Genomic DNA, 18,221 nt, shown 5'->3' on the forward strand with positions numbered 1-18,221 from the left:
GCTTCACCGATGCACGCCGATGGTCGGTCGGCCGGTGCGGCGCAATCCGTACGCCGGGCGGTGGTGCGTTCTTGCCGAATGGGTGAACGCGGTGTCGGTCGAGTGGTCGCGTGCGTCCGGCATCGACGGCACGTCGCGCCGGTCCCGGGCGATCCGGCTGACGAGCACCCCAAGCGACGCCAGCGTGACGAGCGGCATGAACTGGAACGACAGATGCGGCACGACCGCGAGGCCCGCGAGCGGCATCAGCCACAGCAGCGTCAGCCATTCACGGTCGAAGCGCCGCCAGCCGTGCGTCCACGCATAACGTGCGTACCACGCGATCACGAGGCCGTACCAGGTCAGGTCGTAGTCGTACAGATAGGGGCTGACGAGCAGGCACGCGCACGCGAGCGTCGCGGCGCGCAGCGCGTACGCGCAGTCGCCGCGCCACGCATAGACGACCGCGATCGCGGCGACCGCGGCCGACAGCAGTTGAAGGCCGCTGGCGACGGAAGCGGGCAGGCCTGCCATCGCGGCCAGCGCGAACAGGGTCGGCATCCGCGCGAGCTTCGCATGGCCGGTGCTGATGACCTGGTAGACATCGTGCATCCCGTGTGCGAACGCGATCCACGAGTCGGTGCCGAACGCGAGCGTGGCGAGCGCGACGCAGGCGACGATCGTCGCGGCCCACGCGGCCAACGTACGCCACTGGCCGGCGCACAGCAGCGCGAGCGGGAACAGGATGGCGATCTGCGGTTTCATCATCAGCAAGCCGAAGCAGATCCCGGCCACGACGGGCCGGCGCTTCAGCAGCAACAGGCCGAGGCCGCCGAGCGTCGCTGTAAACAGGCTGGTTTGCCCGATGACGACGGTAATGAATGCGGCGGGGAAGGCCAGCGCGCACAGCCATGCGGTGCCGCGCTGCACGGTCGCATGAATGACGACGGCGAACAGCACATACGTGACGCCGAGCCAGAGCACGACGGCCGGCGTGTACGGAAGCCAGCCGAGCGGCAGGACCAGCAACAGCATGCTGGGCGGATAGAGCCACAGGAGCATGCCGTCCTCGAGATTCATTCCCGGGACGGCGAGTTGCTGGATCGTGAACAACGCGCTGAAATGCCAGACGTCGGCGGCACGCCCGTGCGCGGCGAGCCATGCCGCGCTCCAGATCGCGGAGAAATCCTGCGAAAGCGGCACCAGCGCGGCGCCATGCTGCAAATACATTCGGGCGATGTAGATGCCGATGAACAGCAGTTCGGCCAGCAACGCGGCGCCGGCATAGACGCGCACCCGATCGCGATTGAGCCAGTGAGGGTAACGGCGCGGGCCGGCGATCGGGAGTTCCGGGTGCGCATCCGTCTCGGGACGGGCGTGGAAAACGGAATGGGGCGTTTTCATCGCGAGCTCCGGGGCGAGCACTGCGCGGCGCGGCGAACGACGACGAACAGCACCGCAAGCAGCACGATCGGGCCGATCTGCGGCAGCTTCATCAAGCGGTTCAGCATTTCGAAGATCGGCAGCAGCCAGGCGAGCACGATCACGGCCTGGTCGCCGGGCAGCCAGCCTTCATCGAGGCCATGGGCGATCAGGCAGAAGATCGCGATCCCGAGCCAGGTCAGCTCGTAGTGCCACAGATAGGGTGTAGTCAGCAAGGTGGCGACGGCCAGTGCCGCGCCGCGCAAGCGCATGTCGGGCGTGCGCCGCCAGACATCGACGGTCGCCGCGATCGCGAGCAGCGCGATCACGGCCTGCGCGGCCAGGGCAGCCGGCACCGGGAAGCCCGAGAGCCGCAGCGCGGCGAACGGCGTCGGCGAAGCGAGCCAGTAGGACGGCAGCATGAAGTGCTGGCCGCGCACCGTCGCCACGGCGTCGCCCAGCCCATGCAGTGCGCCCGTACCGGTCAGCGCGATCCCGGCCGCCGCGAACAGCGTTGCGCTGATTGCCGCCGCCGCGAACGTGCGCCACGCGCGCGCCGCGATCAGCGCGAACGGGAACACCACCGCCAGCTGCGGCTTGATCGCGAGCAGCCCGATCAGTACGCCGGCCGCGACCGGGCGCTTGCCGAGCAGATGCAGCGCGAGTGCGGCGAGGCCGGCGGTCAGGATGCTGTTCTGGCCGAACAGCGCGGACATGCACACGGCCGAATACGCGACCACGACGATCGCCGCGGCGTGCGGCACCGGAAGATGCGCGCGCAATCCCGACAACCGCGAGACGGCGAACGCGTAGCATAAAAGACTGCCCGCGAAAAAGAGGAAATATGCGGGCAGGAAAGGCACAAGGGCAACCGGAGCGATGAACAGCAACATCGTCGGCGGATAGAGCCAGGGAAGCGACCGGTGCTGCAAATACGTGTCGAATTGTGCGAGCTCGGCCTGCAGGAACAAGGAAGGGTCGTAGGCCGATGCGGCATGGCCTTGCAACACCAGGTGCGATGCGGTCCAGAAAACGGAGAAGTCGACGCCCGGGCGGACGGCGGCGTTCGACGTGAAGCCGTTCGTCACGAAGCCCCAGACAATCAGCAACGCGGCGAAGAGCATCAGCATGATGCAGCTGTACGGAACGATCCGGTCGGCTGTGAGCCATTGAGCACAGCGTATTGCGCGAACGCGCGACCCACGATTGGCTGTGTACATGATTCCCCGTATGTGTGTAGAGGCTGCATGGTTTGTGGCAGCCGTTTCATGTTCTGTCGTGCCTGCGGATCGAATCGCACTGAAATCGCGTCGTCCGGTGAATTCATTGTTGAAGAAAAAATCGCGTGATGCAAATCGCCCCCTGAAATCCGGAATCCGGATTGACCGGTGACGCACGTGAAAACCGTGTTTTCAGGTATGAGAAATCGACATTTCCGGATTTCGTGTTTCTGCTTTGAAACATTCGGCCAATTTGACCGGCTCCGCATCCCGCCGGCCACACGAGACGCCGGTCGTTTCGCGTGTGCGGGAAAGTCCCGAGTAAAAATTTTTGCTCCTTTGCGGAGCGCGGCGGCAGGCATTCAGGCTTGCAACGCTTGCGCGGAAACATATATCAATTTTGAAACATTTCACGCGCCGGGCCCCGGGCCGGCGAACGCGGGCATCGCCGGAACCCTTGATGCGCCTCGATTCCGCTCGAGGTGGCCTGCTCTTTGCGTAAGCGTTGGCACGGCAGTCGACGAGGTGACGACCGGGCGGTTCCGGCAAAAGACAGACGGAACCCGCATCGGAATCACCGGCGGAAAGAAGGGCCGGAGCGCGTCGGGGAACATGCAGCTCCAGGTCGATCAACCGTGCAAGCCTTCGTCGAGTGACCAATGAGCCCAGGTATCGTCAGGGCAATAAAAAGTCGGCATGGCCGAATATGGGGAATAAAAATGAAAGACCACAGCACATCACGGTTCGAGAACCGGATTAAAAACATATTGCAGCTTATCCGGGAGATTGTTTCCCGTTCATCTGGATTCCATGCGTCGAACGGCAGTCGTGCCGTTCCGGTCGACCGGATTGCCCGGCTTGTCCGGCTTGTCCGACCCCTCGCACCGTACACGCCTCTCTCGCATTCTGCCTCACTGATACCCGTTCGCGCGGACAGGGACGTGCATCCCCGTTCCCGCAGCTGAGCGTCGCGTTCCGATTTTTCGCGTAGTGCCGGTGGTGCCCGTCCCGACGTCGCACAAGACGAAGGGTATTTAATAGCAGTCCGAAAGGAGAGTACTTATGACAAGAGTCATCGAAAAGATCGCCTGGTTCGTCGAGGATCGGGAAGGCGTGACGGCCATCGAGTACGGCCTGATCGCCGCGCTGATCGCGCTCGGCATCGTCGCCGCGCTGACGGCGATCGGTACAGACCTGTCGACCGTGTTCAGCACGATCGCCTCGAGTCTGGACTCGGCGGTAACAGCACTCTGATGGACGGTACGACGAACGGAGCATTCGAATCGCTCGTCGACACCACACGGCAACAACACCCTACCTCGACGTATCGATGCACGGTCAACCGACCAGCCGGCACGCGAGGACTTTGAAAGTCACCACGCAAGGAGATCATCATGACCAAGTTCATTCAACAAGCCGCCCGTTTCGTTCGCGACGAAGACGGCGTGACCGCCATCGAATACGGCCTGATCGCAGCACTGATCGCGGTCGGCATCATCGTGGCGGTCACGGCGGTCGGCACGCAGCTGAAGACCGTGTTCACCACGATCGCTGCCGACCTGACCGCGGCCGTGTGAGGCCGTTGAAAAGCAGAGCGTGCGGACGGTTCGGCCGGTGCAGCGATCGAGCCGCTCCCACGCATCGGATGACCGGAAACCGGAGACCATCATGCAAACCAGGGTGCGTGTCGCAAGCCCCAGGATCGGCGCGGAGCAGGGTATGACGTCGATCGGATATGCGTCCGTCGCGGCGACGTTCGCCGTCGCGGTGCTGGGCAGCGTCGTCACGCCGAAAGGCTCGCTTGCCAATACGTACGCGGTGATCGCAACGGCCGTCACGGCCGCCGTGGCCACTGCGCTGGCAATGGTTTCCTGATCCTTCGATTCGCCCAGCGAGGTTCGCCATGTTGCCCGTTGCGCCGTCTTACCCGATTCCGTTGTGCGTGACGCTGCTCGCGGTATCCGCGGCCGGCACGGACATCGCGGCCCGCCGCATCCCGAACGGCCTTGTCGCGATCGGCCTGGCGGGCGCGCTGGTCGCCCAGTGCGTGCTGCACGGCGTCCTGGCAGGCGCACTCGCCTGGCTTGCCGGCGCGGCGACCGGCTTCGCGCTGCTGCTGCCGTTCTACCTGCTGCGCGGGATGGCGGCCGGCGACGTGAAGCTGATGCTCGCGATCGGCGCATGGGTCGGCGCGGAAATGACCTGTTACATCGTGCTGGCCACGTTCCTGGTCGGCGGGATCGGTGCGCTCGCGGTCGTGCTGTTGCGCGGCCGGATGCGCCAGATGTGGGCGAACGTCCGCGCACTGATCGCGCGGCATTCGCGAGGAACGCGCGGGGAGGCCGCCGACGGCCCTGCGGAAATCGCATCGGTCGGCTCGCTGCCGTATGGCGTAGCGATCGCGGCCGGCACGCTGGCCATGCTGTTCGCGTCGCACACCTAGCGCGACGCACCCGCAACGAGGATCGAACGACCATGAACACGAACCATACCGAACCGAGACGCGACGCGCAGGTGGCCCATCTGCCCGATCCGGTGCCGTCGCGGGAGGCTCACACGAAGCTGGGCGCGCAATTGCCGGCCGCGCCGCGCTCGCTCGACGAAACGGGACTGAGCAAGACGTTCGTTGCCGGCCTCGTGCTGAAGTCGACGCTGATGCTCGGCCGCCCGTCGTACGGCGACCTGGTCGAGCGGCACTGCCTGCCGCTCGCGGTGCTCGACGACGTCTTTGCGTTCCTGGTGCGCGAGCACCTCGTCGAACTCACCCATCGCGGCGCGACCGATCTCGACGTGACGTTCCGCCTGACCGACGCGGGCCGCGTGCTGGCGCTCGAGGAACGGGCGCGCAGCGGCTACAGCGGGCCCGCGCCGGTGACGCTCGACGCGTATCTCGAATGCGTGGCGGCTCATTCGGTGCGCAAGCTGCACATCGGCCAGAGCGACGTGTGGGCCGCCTTCGAAGACATCGTGATCGACACGTCGGTGCTCGACGCGGCGGCCGCGGCGCTCAACGCGGGCCGTCCGCTGCTGATCTACGGCCCGGCGGGCAGCGGCAAGACCTTCCTCGCCGAGCGGCTCGGTTCGCTGATGCGCGGTTACGTGCCGGTGCCGCACGCGATCTGCGCGGCCGGCGAAGTGATCCAGATCCACGACCCGCTCGTGCATGTCGACGCGGCATCGCAGCCCGGCGGCCAGTCGGTCGATCGCCGCTGGCGCCTGTGCGAGCGGCCGGTCGTGATGTCCGGCGGCGAACTGACGCTCGACGAGCTCGACCTGCGCCGCGACGAAGCCGCGGGCTTCTACCAGGCACCGCCGCACATGAAGGCGAACATGGGCATGTACGTCGTCGACGATCTCGGCCGCCAGCGCGTCGAGCCGCGCGACCTGCTCAACCGCTGGCTGCGCCCGCTCGATCGTGGCGTCGATTTCATGACGCTCGAATCCGGCAACCGCTTCGTGATGCCGTTCGACGTCTGGCCCGTGTTCTCGAGCAACCTGGCGCCCGAACAGTTCTGCGACGACGCATTCATGCGCCGCCTCGGCTCGAAGATCCACGTCGGCGCGCTGTCGATCGACAACTACCGCGCGGTGTTCGACGCGGCCTGCGCATCGCTGGGACTCGTCGCGGCGAGCGATGCATTCGACTACTTGCTGCACCGGCTGCATCTGCCGACCGGCAAGGCGTTTCTCGCGTGCTTCCCGGCAGACCTGCTGCGACTCGTCGCCGCCGGCGCGCGCTATCGCGGCGATCCGCTCGAGGTGACGCACGACGCACTGTACGACGCGTGGGCGAGCTATTTCGGCGCGGGACCTGAACGGGACGGCGTCCATCCGCCGCCCGTCGAGCGCGGTGGACGCACCTTCATCACCGGTTGAGCCGTTTCTTTCACGATTCGTCGAGGAGCATTGCCATGAAAAACAGTCGAGCGATCCTGATGCTGGTCGTCGCGATGGTCGCGGGTCTTGCCGCGGTCGTGTTCGCGTCCCACTGGCTGATGCAGACATCCACGAGTTCGGTCACGTCGGTTGCGGTGGCGGCCACCGACCTGAACCTGGGCGAACCACTCGGGCCGAACCAGATCCGCATGGTGAGCTGGCCGTCGGGCAGCGTGCCGACCGGCGCGTTCACCGATACCAAGGCGCTCGAAGGGCGCGTGGTACGCACCAGCCTGTCGCGGGACGAGCCGGTGATCGAGTCGAAGCTCGCGCCGGTCGGCACGAAGGGCGGGCTGTCCGCGGTGATCTCGGACGGCAGCCGCGCGATCACGGTGCGCGTGAACGACGTGGTCGGCGTCGCGGGCTTCGCGCTGCCGGGCAACTACGTCGACGTGATCGTCAACACGCAGGAACAGCAGGGCAAGACCGACGGGCAGAGCATCTCGAAGATCGTGCTCGAGCACATCCTCGTGCTCGCCGTCGCGCAGCAGGTGAGCCGCGACGACACGGCGCCGAAGGTCGTCAACGCGGTGACGCTGGAAGTCACGCCCGACCAGGCCGAACGGCTCGACCTCGCGCGCAGCGTCGGCACGCTGTCGCTCGTGCTGCGCAACCAGGTCGACCAGAAGACGCTGAACACCGACGGGGCGACCAAGATGACGCTGCTCGGCAAGGAGCCCGCACCCGAAGCGCCCGCGGCGCCCGCTCGCGTACGGACGGTACGCGTGCACGTCGCATCGCATGCGGCGCCGGAAGCGCGGCGCGACTGCGTCGGCGTGCTGACGGGCGTAAGGGGCAGCATCGAGTGTTTCTGAAGCAGATCAACACAGTTACATAAACGGCCGCCGGCAACACGGCGGCCCTGGAAGTCGATAACCGGCACGGAGCCGGTCTCTCGGGGGATCAGACGAAATGAAGATCAAACCGCAATGCACGGATACCGGCCCGCTGCGCACACGCGTCGCACGGGGCACGATGATGGCCGCGATCCTTTGTTCGGGATGGCTCACGGTTTATGGCGCACTCGCACAGGAAGGCGTCGAGTCGGCGGCGCTGACGAAGGGCGGCGCCAGCGCGCCCGCCGCGGTCGGCAAGGGGCCGATGCAGATGACGATCAGCATGGGGCCGGTTGCGGCCGCCGCACCCGCCGCATCGGCGGGCCCGCTGCGCGGGCCGAATTGCGTCGGCGCGGTGCGCGAATCGACCAGCGTCAGCGTGCCGCTCGGCAAGTCGCTGCTGGTGCCGATGCCGGAGCCGGTCCGTAACCGGACGATCGGCAATCCGGCCGTCGCGCAGGCCACGATGGTGTCGCCGCAGACGCTGTACATCCTCGGGCTCGCGGTCGGCACGACGAACATGATCGTGCAGGGCAAGAGCGGTGCGTGCCGCGTGATCGATGTGGCAGTCGGCGCGGATGCAGGCGGCCTGCAGGCGTCGCTGCAGCAGCTGATGCCGAACGAGCGCGACATCCGCGTGACGACCGCGGCCGGCACGATCGTGCTGTCGGGCACCGTGTCGAGCTCGCAGGCGGCGCAGCAGGCCGTGCAGATCGCGCGCGCCTACGGCGACAGCGCCGGCGACCCGGCCGCGGGCGGCAAGCAAAGCGGCAGCGGCGTGCTGAACATGCTGGCCGTCACGTCGCCGCAGCAGGTGATGCTCGAGGTGAAGGTGGCCGAGGTGTCGAAGACGCTGATCAACCAGATGGGCAGCGCGCTCAACATCCAGGGCGGGTTCGGTTCGTGGAGCGGGGCGCTGGTCAGCAACCTGCTCGCGGGCGTCGCAAGCGGCGTCGCGTTCAGCAAGGCGAACAACAAACCGTTCAACCTCGCGGCCGACGCACAGAACACCGACAACCTGGTCAAGATCCTCGCGGAGCCGAATCTCGTGACGATCAGCGGCCAGGAAGCGACGTTCCTCGCCGGCGGCAAGATCTTCATCCCGATTCCACAGAGCAGCGGCAACGGCACGTCGTCGATCACGCTGCAGGAAGAGGAATTCGGCGTCGCGCTGAAGTTCACGCCGACGGTGCTGGCGAACGGCCGGATCAGCCTGAAGGTCGCGCCGGAAGTGTCGGAACTGTCGGCGACGGGCGTCACGCTGAGCTCGACCAACATCGGCGGCACGTCGATCCTGCCGCTGATCACGACGCGGCGCGCATCGACGACGGTGCAGATGAGCGACGGCGAATCGTTCGCGATCGGCGGGCTGATCAAGGACAACGTGACCGGCGCGCTGAAGGCGCTCCCGGGTGTGGGCGAAGTGCCGGTGCTCGGCGCGTTGTTCCGCAGCACGTCGTTCCAGCAGGATCGCACCGAGCTGATCTTCCTGATCACGCCGCACCTGGTGAAGCCGCTGCAGACCGCCGACGTGCCGCTGCCGACCGACAGCTTCTCGAAGCCGAACGAAGTCGACGTGTACGCGACGGGCAACATGGAAGGCCGCGGCGGCGTCCGCAAGCCTGGCGCACAGCCGGCGAACGGCGCGGCAACTGCCCCGCAGGCACCGGCTCAGGCGCCCGCACCGGCGCCGCAACCGGATGCCCCGGCCGCCGCGGCCGCCGCGCTGCCCGCACCGCGTGTGCCGCAAGGCGCGGACGCGCAGCCGCCGGTACCGGCCGAGCCGCAGAAGACGCCCGCGCCGGTGGCGGCTGCCGTGCCACGGCCCGACGCGGCCAACGCGGCGAACGCAGCCAACGCAGCCCGTGTCGCGCGCATTGAAGCCACCGCCGCGCGTCTTGCCGCGGCCGGCCCGGCCACACCGGCCCAGCCGACGCACCGGCTCCCGGCGGCTGCCCACGCGCAGGTCGCACGCTCGGAATCCGAGCCCACCGATCGTTGATGCCATCCAAGGGGACACTCATGAAATCCGCCTACCTCGTATTCGTGCGCCGTGCGGCGCTCGCCGCACCGCTCGCCTTCGCGCTTGCCGGCTGCATGTCGTCGACCCCGGTGTGGGACACCCGCTTCGGCGAATCGGTCCGCGCCGTGACGCAGGCCCAGATCATCGACCCGCATGCCGCCGAACACGCGGCCGCGACGACGGTGGTCGACGGCGGCGCGGCAGCGTCGGCGCTCGACAACTACGAAAAGTCGTTCAAGCAGGTCGATCCGCCCACGAACGCGTTCGTGATCGGCATCGGCAAGGCCACCCAGTAACGACGGCACGCTCAGGGAGAACGCCATGAACAGCGCAGCCCGCTATCCGAAAGTCATGCGTCGCAGCCTGCATCGCCAGCGCGGTGCCGTCGCGATCATCGTCGGTCTCGCACTGGCGGTGATGATCGGGTTCGTCGGTCTCGCGCTGGATCTCGGCAAGCTGTACGTCACGCGCAGCGAACTGCAGAACAGCGCCGATGCATGCGCGCTGTCGGCTGCGCGTGACCTGACTTCAGCCATCAGCCTGTCGGTGGCCGAGGCGAACGGTATCGCCGCCGGGCACCTGAATTTCGTGTTCTTCCAGAACAAGTCGGTGCAGATGGCGACGAATTCGAACGTCACGTTCAGCGACTCGCTGACCAATCCGTTCCTGACGAAGGACTCGGTCACGACGCCGGCGAACATCAAGTACGTGCAGTGCACCGCGACATTGAGCAACATCGCGCACTGGTTCATCGAGGTGCTGAACGTGCTGCCGGGCACCAAGCTCGCGAACGCGGCCACAGTGTCGGCGAGCGCGATCGCGACGGTCGGCGGCGGGCAGACGGCGTGCGCGATCCCGGTGTTCGTGTGCCGGGCGACGGGCGCGCCGCCCTACAACGTCGGCGACTGGATCACGTCGCCGTCCGGTTCGTCCTACGGGCCCGGCAACTTCGGCTGGGCGGCACTCGACGGCTCGACGAACGAACCGGCCATCGCGAGCGAGCTGTCGGGCAACACCTGCAATATCACGAGCCCGCCCGACCTCGGCACCACCGGCCTGAAGTCGGCGTCGCTCCGCGCCTGGAATACGCGCTTCGGCATCTATACGAACGGCGCGAACGGCTCGAGCGGCCAGCCCGACTTCACCGGCTACGCGTATGTCGGCCCGAACTACGGGCCGCCCGGAACGGCGGGCATCAAGGGTGATGCGTACACGCAGTTCGTCGCCGACCGCACGACCTTCAAGCCCTACCAGGGCGACGGCGCGCCGCCGTCGGGGAGCGGGATCTCCACCAACGGCACCGTGACGGCGAGCAACTACCAGACCTATGGCGGCGACCGCCGTGTCGCGCTCGCGCCGGAAGGCGACTGCTCATCGCTGACGGGCAGCAGCGGCAAGGTACACGTCACGCAATGGGATTGCGTGCTGATGCTCGATCCCCTGCCGTTCAGCTCCGGCAGTGGCCCCGTCATAGCGCACCTCGAGTACCTCGGCTCGTCCGTCTCCGGCAACAATCCGTGCGCGACGCACGGCTTGCCCGGCGACGGCAGCGCGTCCGGGGTCCAGGTGCCGATGCTCGTTCAATAGGGAGAAGCGATCATGAAAAGGCCCCCGTTTCGCCGTTCGCGCACCCGTGGCGTGGCCGCCGTCGAGTTCGCGATCGTGCTGATTCCGATGATCGTGCTCGCGACCGGCGTGGCCGAGTTCGGCCGCGCGATCTACCAGTATGAGACGCTGACCAAGGCGACGCGCGACGCGGCGCGCTACCTGTCGATCTGGCTGCCGACCGACAGCGCGTATCCGGTATCGGCGGCGCAGTGCCTCGTCGTCTACGGCAGCACGACGTGCGGCCAGGCCGGCACCGAGCTGGTGCCGGGGCTCACGACCTCGATGGTGACCATCTGCGACGCGCAGCATACGACCGGTTGCAGCGACGCGTCCGACCCGGCGCAATTCTCGAACCTGCCGACCTACGACTCGAACAACAACGCGGCGAGCGGCACGGCGACAGGCGCGATCAACGTCGTCGAGGTGAAGATCAAGGGCTACACGTACCAGCCGATCCCCGCGTATCCGGGGCTGACGTCGATCCCGTTCGGCAACATCGTCACCGTGATGAGGCAAGTGTCATGAGCGCGCGCCCAGTCCCCCTGTCACGCCGGCGTGCCCAACGCGGCTCGACGATCGTCGAGTTCGCGCTCATCTCGTCGGTGCTGATCATGCTGCTGCTCGGCATCTTCGAATTCGGCCGCGTGCTGTTCTACTGGAACACCGCAAGCGAGGCCGTGCGCCTCGGCGCACGCACGGCGGTGGTCTGCGACGTGAATGCCGCCGGCGTCGCGAAACGCGTGACGGCGCTGCTGCCGCTGCTGTCGAACGCGAACGTGTCGGTGAACTACTCGCCGGCGAGCTGCACCGTAAACACCTGCGCGTTCGTGACGGTGAGCGTCACGAACGTCACGGTCAAGACGATGATCCCGTTCATGAACGTATCGGTAAAGATGCCGCCGTTCACGACGACGCTGCCGCGCGAAAGCCTGACTTCCGCGACCGGCGGTGCAAACTGCAATTGATCGAACAGGCGAGGCACACGACATGATCAACATCCTCGTAGCTTCCGACGATACCGCGCGGCTCACGCAGATCGCGCGCCTCGTGACCGACTGCGGACGTTATCGCGCCACACGCGCGACCGGCCGCCCGTCGCAGATCGAGCATCGCACCGACGGGCTCGACGCGTTCGACATCCTGCTGGTCGACGGCACGTCGCTCGACGCGCCCGAGCTGGCGGCCATCGAGCGGATCTGCCGGGTTCACACCGGGCTGACCTGCATCCTCGTGACGGCGGATGCGTCGCCGCACGTGCTGCTCGACGCGATGCGCGCGGGCGCGCGCGACGTGCTGCAGTGGCCGCTCGACCTGCAGGCGCTCGGCAATGCGCTCGAACGCGCGGCCGCGCAAAGCACGCGGCGTGACACCGACGATACGCGGATCGTGTCGTTCATGTCGTGCAAGGGCGGGGCCGGCACGAGCTTCGCGGCCAGCAACATCGCCTTCGAGATCGCGGAAGGCTTCAAGCGCCGCGTGCTGCTGATCGACCTGAACCAGCAGTTCGCCGACGCGGCGTTCCTCGTCAGCGACGAAACCCCGCCGTCGACGCTGCCGCAGCTGTGTGCGCAGATCGAGCGGCTCGACAGCGCGTTTCTCGACGCGAGCGTCGCGCGCGTGACGGAGAACTTCCACGTGCTCGCGGGCGCCGGCGACCCGGTCAAGGCCGCCGAGATGCGCGAGGACGCGCTCGAATGGATCCTGGGCGTCGCCGCGCCGCGCTACGACTTCGTGATCTTCGACCTGGGTGTCTGCATCAATCCGCTGTCGATGGTCGCGCTCGATCGCAGCGACCAGATCCAGCTCGTGATGCAACCCGCGATGCCGCACGTGCGCGCGGGCCGTCGGCTGCTGGAGATCCTCGTGTCGCTCGGCTATTCGACCGACCAGATGCGGCTCGTCCTGAACCGCGCGACGCGCGCGAGCGACCGGACCCGCACCGCGCTCGAGGAAGTGCTCGGCCTGCAGGCGGCCTGCACGATTCCGGACGATGCCGACACCGTGCTCGAAGCGGTCAACCAGGGCCACCCGGTGTCGCGTCTCGCGCGCGGCACGGCGGTCGCGCGTGCGCTGCAGGGATACGCGAAGCAGCTCGTCGAAGGGGAGGTGCGCGTGGGGCGCAGCGCCACGCGCAGCGAACCGCTGATGTCCCGGCTGTTCGGCCGCAAGGCCACGCCGAAGCTCAAGTCCATGTAAATCTTTCGGGGAACCATCATGTCATTGCGCGAACAGATGTCCTTGCACCGGGCCCAGCCGCTGGCGGCGGGCAGCGAACCGGCCGGCCCGGCGCATTCGTCGGTACGCGACGCGTACCAGAAGCTGCGCCGCGAAATTCACCTGGCGGTGCTCGAGCGCGTCGAGCTGGAGCGCCTGTCGCGGATGCCGCAGGAGCAGGTCCGGCAGGAAATCGCCGCGCTGATCTCGCGCATCCTCGACGACGAACGGATGCCCGCGAACGACATCGAGCGGCGGCAGCTCGCGATCGACGTGTACGACGAGATGTTCGGCTTCGGCCCGCTCGAAGCGCTGCTGCGCGACCCCGGCATTTCCGACATCCTCGTGAACACGTACCGGCAGGTCTATGTCGAGCGCGCCGGCCAGCTCGAACTGACCGACGTGACGTTCTACGACGATGCGCACCTGATGAAGGTGATCGAGAAGATCGTGTCGCGCGTCGGGCGCCGCATCGACGAATCGAGCCCGATGGTCGACGCACGCCTGCCGGACGGCTCGCGCGTGAACGCGATCATCCCGCCGTCCGCGATCGACGGGCCGCTGATGTCGATCCGGCGCTTCGCGGTCAACCCGCTGAAGATGGACGACCTCGTGCGCTACCACAGCCTGACGCCGCCGATGGCCGAACTGCTCGATGCGCTGTCGCGCGCGAAGGTGAACGTGCTGGTGTCGGGAGGCACCGGCAGCGGCAAGACGACGCTGCTCAACATCCTGTCCGGCTACATTCCGCGCAATGAGCGGATCGTGACGATCGAGGACGCCGCCGAGCTGCAACTGCAGCAGCCGCACGTGCTGCGGCTCGAAACGCGCCCGCCGAACATCGAGGGCAAGGGCGAGATCACGCAGCGCACGCTGGTGCGCAACGCGCTGCGGATGCGCCCCGACCGGATCATCCTCGGCGAAGTGCGCGGCGCCGAAGCGCTCGACATGCTCAACGCGATGAACACCGGCCACGAAGGCTCGCTCGCGACGATCCACGCGAACACGCCGCGCGACGCGCTGACGCGGCTCGAGAACATGATCAGCGTCTCCGGGCTGACGCTGCCGCCGAAGACGATGCGCCAGCAGATCGCATCGGCGATCTCGGTGGTCGTGCAGGCGGCGCGGCTGACGGACGGCAAGCGCAAGATCGTCAGCATCCAGGAACTGACCGGGATGGAAGGCGACATCATCAACATGCAGGAGATCTTCACGTTCAAGCGCACGGGCGTGGACCGCGACGGCTCGGTGCGCGGCCACTTCTGCGCGACGGGCGTGCGGCCGAAGTTCGTCGAGCGGCTGCAGGCGTTCGGCATCAACCTGCCGGATTCGCTGTACGACCCGTCGCAGCGTTACGAGACGAACTGACGACAGGGCGCCGCTAACCGCCGGGGAGACCTCATGAACACGATCTTTTACGCCTTTGTGATTCTCATGTTCGTCGCGGTCGTGCTGACGATCGAAGGCACCTATCAATGGTGGAACGCGCGGCATGGCGCTGCCGCGCGCCGGATCGAGTCGCGCATTCGCGCGATGTCGGCCGGCGGTAACGTCCAGCAGGAGCGGCTGTCGATCCTGAAGAAACGGATGCTCGACGAGTCGAAGCCGTTCGACCAGTTGCTGCTGCGCATGCCGCGCGTGCAGGCGCTCGATCTCGTGATCCAGCAATCGGGCCTCGACTGGACGCTGTCGAAGCTGATCGTGCTCAGCGCGGTGTTTCCGGCGATCGCGTGGCTGGCGCTGAGTTTCGCCACGTTGCCGCAGCTGGTTGCGCTGCCGATCGCGCTGTGTGCCGGATGCCTGCCGGCGATGTATGTGATGCGTGCCCGCCGGCGCCGCATGCGCAAGCTCGAACGGCAGTTGCCGGACATCTGCGACATGATTTCGCGCGCGCTGCGTTCCGGTCATTCGTTCACGAGCACGCTCGGGATGGTGAGCGAGGAGTTTCCCGATCCGATGGGCGGCGAATTCCGGATCACGTTCGACGAGGTCAACTACGGCGTGTCGCTGCACGACGCGCTGATGAATCTCGCGACGCGCGTGCCGGTGCAGGACCTGCGCTATTTCGTGATCGCAGTGCTGATCCAGCGCGAGACCGGCGGCAACCTGGCCGAGCTGCTCGACAGCATCTCCGCGCTGATCCGTGAGCGCTTCAAGCTGTTCGACAAGGTGCGTGTGCTGTCGGCGGAAGGGCGGCTGTCGGCGTGGATCCTCGGGCTGCTGCCGTTCGGTACGGCCGGGGCGATCGCGGTGATGAACCGCGAGTTCCTGTCGGTGCTCTGGGAAGATCCGGCCGGGATCAGGATGGTCGGCACGATGCTGGTGACGATGCTCTTTGGCCTGCTGTGGATCCGCCGCATTGTCCGGATTCGCGTCTGACGCGTGAGCTGAATAACGAACCGTAGCGAGACTGTCATGCAAAACCTGAGCGTAGTTCACGCCGTGATGCTGGGCGGCCTGTTCATCTTCGTGGCCGGCGGCGCCCTGATCGGGATGCTGCTGTTTGCGCCGCGCAATATCCAGCGCCGGATCCAGCAGGCCGGCGGCGCCGGCACGGGCCCCGGCGACAGCGACGACATGGCGTCGCGCTGGGTCGCGAAGCTGGTGGAGCTGTCCACCCCGATCTCCAGGCTGTCGGTGCCGAAGGACGGGTGGGAGAATTCGCCGTTGCGCATCCGGCTCATGAACGCCGGCTGGCGCAACCCGAACGCGGCCGCGCTGTATTTCACCGCGAAGACGATGCTCGCGCTCGCCGTGCCGTGCGCGGTGCTGCTGGTGCTGATCACGACCCGGCTCGGGGATCAGCGCGAACTCCTGTCGGTCATCCTCGTCGCGCTCGCCGGGATCGGCTACTACATCCCGAACATCGTGCTGTCGCAGCGGATCAAGGTGCGTCAGCAGAAGATCTTCGAGGATTTCCCTGACGCGCTCGACCTGCTCACGGTGTGCGTCGAAGCGGGGCTGGGGCTCGACGCGGCGCTGATGAAGGTGAGCGAGGAGCTGCGGTTCAGCAGCGAGGTGGTCTCGAGCGAACTCGACCTGCTGCTGCTCGAGATGCGTTCAGGCTTCACGAAGGAGACGGCACTGCGCAATCTCGCGCTGCGTACCGGCGTCGAGGACATCGAATCGTTCTGCGCGATGCTGATTCAGGCCGATCGTTTCGGCACGAGCATCAGCGAATCGCTGCGCGTGCTGTCGGACATGCTGCGCACGCGGCGCCGTATGCGCGCGGAGGAACGGGCCGCGAAGATTGCATTGAAACTGCTGTTCCCGCTGATCTTCTGCATCTTTCCCTCGCTGATGCTGGTGCTGCTCGGGCCGGCGATGATTCACGTCTATCGCGTGCTGCTGCCGACGTTCGTCGGGATGTCGCAGTAAGCGGCGAACCGGCGTCGTGCCGGGATCGACGGAAACGTCGATGAAGGTTCAGCGTGCCGGACGGCCACCCCCGCCGGCCGGCACGGCGACAGGCTTCATGGAGGCTCCCTCCCCAGGCGGCGCCGCGAGACAGGTTGACCATAGCGGCGTCAATGCATCCTGGACCCATGGTCGGCCATGGAAGTAGCCGTAGTCCACCGCCTGATCGGCTGCCCCCTACTGCTAACCTGAATGCCGGCGAAGTTTGCCGGCATCACGTTGTACGTGACGCAGCGGTGTTCGCACGGCATCACGGCCGCCCTTCGCTCGGCACTTCGGCCGCCTTGCTGAGCTCGCCCATGACGATCTGCGCGATCACGTTGGCCGGTGCGCGCCCATCCGGCGCGGCCGCCGTGTTCGCCCACGTGACGATCGTCGTCTTCGTGACCGGGTCGTAGCCCATGAAGGTATTGAAGCCCGGGATCTCGCCCGTATGTCCGTAGAACGTGCCGAATTTGGCCAGGCCCATGCAGTAGCTGGCCGACCTCGGGTCGGACGAATCGATCGGCGTGCAACTGGCGAGCCGTTGCGCCTGAAGGTTGGCGTTCAGGTAGCCGCCGCCCACCATCCGCTGCACGTATGCGGCCAGTTCCGTCACGGTTGAAATGCCGGAGCCCGCCGTCCACGCCCACGACGTATTCACGCGGGTCACGTTCGTCGGTTGCAGCGTGCCGTTTTTTGCGTCCGCCTGGCGTTGGGGCGACAGCGCGTCGCTGTCGGTCGTCTCGGCATTGGTGCCCCATTGATAGCCCTGCGGCGCCGGTGCCGGCAGCGACGTATCCTGCTGCGGCGGGAGCAAGGTATTGACCAGGCCGAGCGGCGCGAACAGGCGCGCGTTCATCGCATCGGCCGCGCTCATGCCGGTCAGTTGCTCGATGATGAGCCCGAGCAGCACCGTGTTCGTATTCGAGTAGCGAAAATCCGCACCGGGCGCGAAATAGACCGGCTGGCCTTCGGCGATACCCAGCAGTTCCGACGTGGTCCACACCTTGTCGGGCTGCGCGTCGAGCGTCTGGTTGAACGCGAGATTCGTCGAATAGTTGTAGAGGCCGCTGCGCATGGTCAGCAACTGTTCGATCGTGATCGTATTGCCGTTCGGCACGTTCGCGACGAACTTGCTGACGGTGTCGCCGAGGCTCAGCCGGCCTTCCTGCACGAGTTGCAGGATCACCGTGCCGGTCCATGTCTTGGTCACGCTGCCGACGCGAAAGTGCGCGTTCGTCGGTATCGGCGTGTTCGTGCCCCGCACGGCCGTGCCGAACGATTCGAGCCAGTTCCCTTGCGGCGATTGCACATAGACGACTGCGCCGGGTGTCTGCGTATCCGCGAGCAGGGCGTTGATCTGCGGGCGCGCCGCGTTCGCGAACGCCGGCACGCTCGAGCCCGGCGAACTGTCGCCGCCGCACGCGGAAACGGCGATGCCGATGACCACGGCCGGCGCGACGGCCACGATGCCGTGAGTCAGCCGCCGCGATACGTTCGACAAGAACCGGGAGGTTGCTGAAGGATTCATCGCGCGGGTCCTCCGTGGTCGTGACGTATTGCCTGCGTTGTCTTCTCCAAAAC

Annotated in this window: 18 protein-coding genes; 15 read left to right on the top strand and 3 right to left on the bottom strand. The window is 66.7% G+C overall.

Translation table 11 applies throughout. The annotated features are described in order from the left end of the window. Positions 1-3 precede the first annotated feature (3 nt). Complete coding sequence (locus ABIC51_RS14290; RefSeq protein ID WP_175899552.1) at positions 4-1,383, bottom strand: glycosyltransferase family 87 protein; 1,380 nt, start codon at positions 1,381-1,383, stop codon at positions 4-6. Then, positions 1,380-2,621, bottom strand: a complete 1,242-nt coding sequence (locus ABIC51_RS14295; protein ID WP_027792729.1) for a glycosyltransferase family 87 protein — start codon at positions 2,619-2,621, stop codon at positions 1,380-1,382. The genes ABIC51_RS14290 and ABIC51_RS14295 overlap by 4 nt, the downstream gene beginning before the upstream one ends. A gap of 1,062 nt (positions 2,622-3,683) precedes the next feature. Here ABIC51_RS14295 and ABIC51_RS14300 point away from each other — a divergent pair. The 15 genes from ABIC51_RS14300 to ABIC51_RS14370 all read left to right on the top strand — a co-directional run bounded on the left by ABIC51_RS14300 (position 3,684) and on the right by ABIC51_RS14370 (position 16,616). Then, positions 3,684-3,875, top strand: a complete 192-nt coding sequence (locus tag ABIC51_RS14300) for a Flp family type IVb pilin (protein WP_027792728.1) — start codon at positions 3,684-3,686, stop codon at positions 3,873-3,875. 140 nt (positions 3,876-4,015) lie between these two features. Beyond that, complete coding sequence (locus ABIC51_RS14305; protein WP_021156632.1) at positions 4,016-4,198, top strand: Flp family type IVb pilin; 183 nt, start codon at positions 4,016-4,018, stop codon at positions 4,196-4,198. A 142-nt stretch (positions 4,199-4,340) separates the two neighbouring features. Then, entirely contained in the window at positions 4,341-4,496 is a 156-nt protein-coding gene (locus ABIC51_RS14310) for a Flp family type IVb pilin (protein ID WP_226128560.1), read from the top strand. A gap of 28 nt (positions 4,497-4,524) precedes the next feature. Further along, positions 4,525-5,064, top strand: a complete 540-nt coding sequence (locus ABIC51_RS14315) for an A24 family peptidase (protein ID WP_175899548.1) — start codon at positions 4,525-4,527, stop codon at positions 5,062-5,064. A gap of 32 nt (positions 5,065-5,096) precedes the next feature. Further along, positions 5,097-6,497 (top strand): DUF8689 domain-containing protein, encoded by a 1,401-nt coding sequence (locus ABIC51_RS14320; protein ID WP_175899546.1) that lies wholly within the window; start codon positions 5,097-5,099, stop codon positions 6,495-6,497. 35 nt (positions 6,498-6,532) lie between these two features. Continuing rightward, positions 6,533-7,372 (top strand): Flp pilus assembly protein CpaB, encoded by an 840-nt coding sequence (gene cpaB / locus ABIC51_RS14325; protein WP_027792724.1) that lies wholly within the window; start codon positions 6,533-6,535, stop codon positions 7,370-7,372. 97 nt (positions 7,373-7,469) lie between these two features. Next, entirely contained in the window at positions 7,470-9,395 is a 1,926-nt protein-coding gene (locus ABIC51_RS14330; protein ID WP_175899545.1) for a type II and III secretion system protein family protein, read from the top strand. A 20-nt stretch (positions 9,396-9,415) separates the two neighbouring features. Next, positions 9,416-9,712 (top strand): hypothetical protein, encoded by a 297-nt coding sequence (locus tag ABIC51_RS14335; protein WP_027792722.1) that lies wholly within the window; start codon positions 9,416-9,418, stop codon positions 9,710-9,712. A gap of 25 nt (positions 9,713-9,737) precedes the next feature. Further along, positions 9,738-11,003 carry a pilus assembly protein TadG-related protein gene (locus ABIC51_RS14340; protein WP_175853980.1) on the top strand — a complete coding sequence of 422 codons (1,266 nt, stop codon included), beginning with the start codon at positions 9,738-9,740 and terminating at the stop codon, positions 11,001-11,003. 12 nt (positions 11,004-11,015) lie between these two features. Then, positions 11,016-11,549, top strand: a complete 534-nt coding sequence (locus tag ABIC51_RS14345; protein WP_027792720.1) for a TadE/TadG family type IV pilus assembly protein — start codon at positions 11,016-11,018, stop codon at positions 11,547-11,549. Beyond that, entirely contained in the window at positions 11,546-11,989 is a 444-nt protein-coding gene (locus tag ABIC51_RS14350) for a TadE/TadG family type IV pilus assembly protein (RefSeq protein ID WP_059699376.1), read from the top strand. The genes ABIC51_RS14345 and ABIC51_RS14350 overlap by 4 nt, the downstream gene beginning before the upstream one ends. 22 nt (positions 11,990-12,011) lie before the next feature. Next, entirely contained in the window at positions 12,012-13,220 is a 1,209-nt protein-coding gene (locus ABIC51_RS14355) for a CpaE/TadZ family protein (protein WP_059699373.1), read from the top strand. A gap of 18 nt (positions 13,221-13,238) precedes the next feature. Beyond that, the gene (locus ABIC51_RS14360; protein WP_060063808.1) at positions 13,239-14,606 is read left to right on the top strand and encodes a TadA family conjugal transfer-associated ATPase; all 1,368 of its coding nucleotides are present in this window, start codon (positions 13,239-13,241) and stop codon (positions 14,604-14,606) included. Between the two features lie 33 nt (positions 14,607-14,639). Beyond that, complete coding sequence (locus tag ABIC51_RS14365) at positions 14,640-15,617, top strand: type II secretion system F family protein (RefSeq protein WP_060196884.1); 978 nt, start codon at positions 14,640-14,642, stop codon at positions 15,615-15,617. Between the two features lie 36 nt (positions 15,618-15,653). Then, positions 15,654-16,616, top strand: a complete 963-nt coding sequence (locus ABIC51_RS14370) for a type II secretion system F family protein (RefSeq protein WP_027792715.1) — start codon at positions 15,654-15,656, stop codon at positions 16,614-16,616. 289 nt (positions 16,617-16,905) lie between these two features. On the opposite strand, the gene ABIC51_RS14375 is transcribed toward ABIC51_RS14370, so the two are convergent. Continuing rightward, on the bottom strand, positions 16,906-18,168 hold the full coding sequence (locus ABIC51_RS14375; protein WP_222212896.1) for a serine hydrolase domain-containing protein: 1,263 nt from the start codon (positions 18,166-18,168) through the stop codon (positions 16,906-16,908). Positions 18,169-18,221 lie beyond the last annotated feature (53 nt).

Origin of the sequence: Burkholderia sp. 572, assembly GCF_040545135.1 — a bacterium.
GTDB classification, from domain to species: domain Bacteria; phylum Pseudomonadota; class Gammaproteobacteria; order Burkholderiales; family Burkholderiaceae; genus Burkholderia; species Burkholderia cepacia.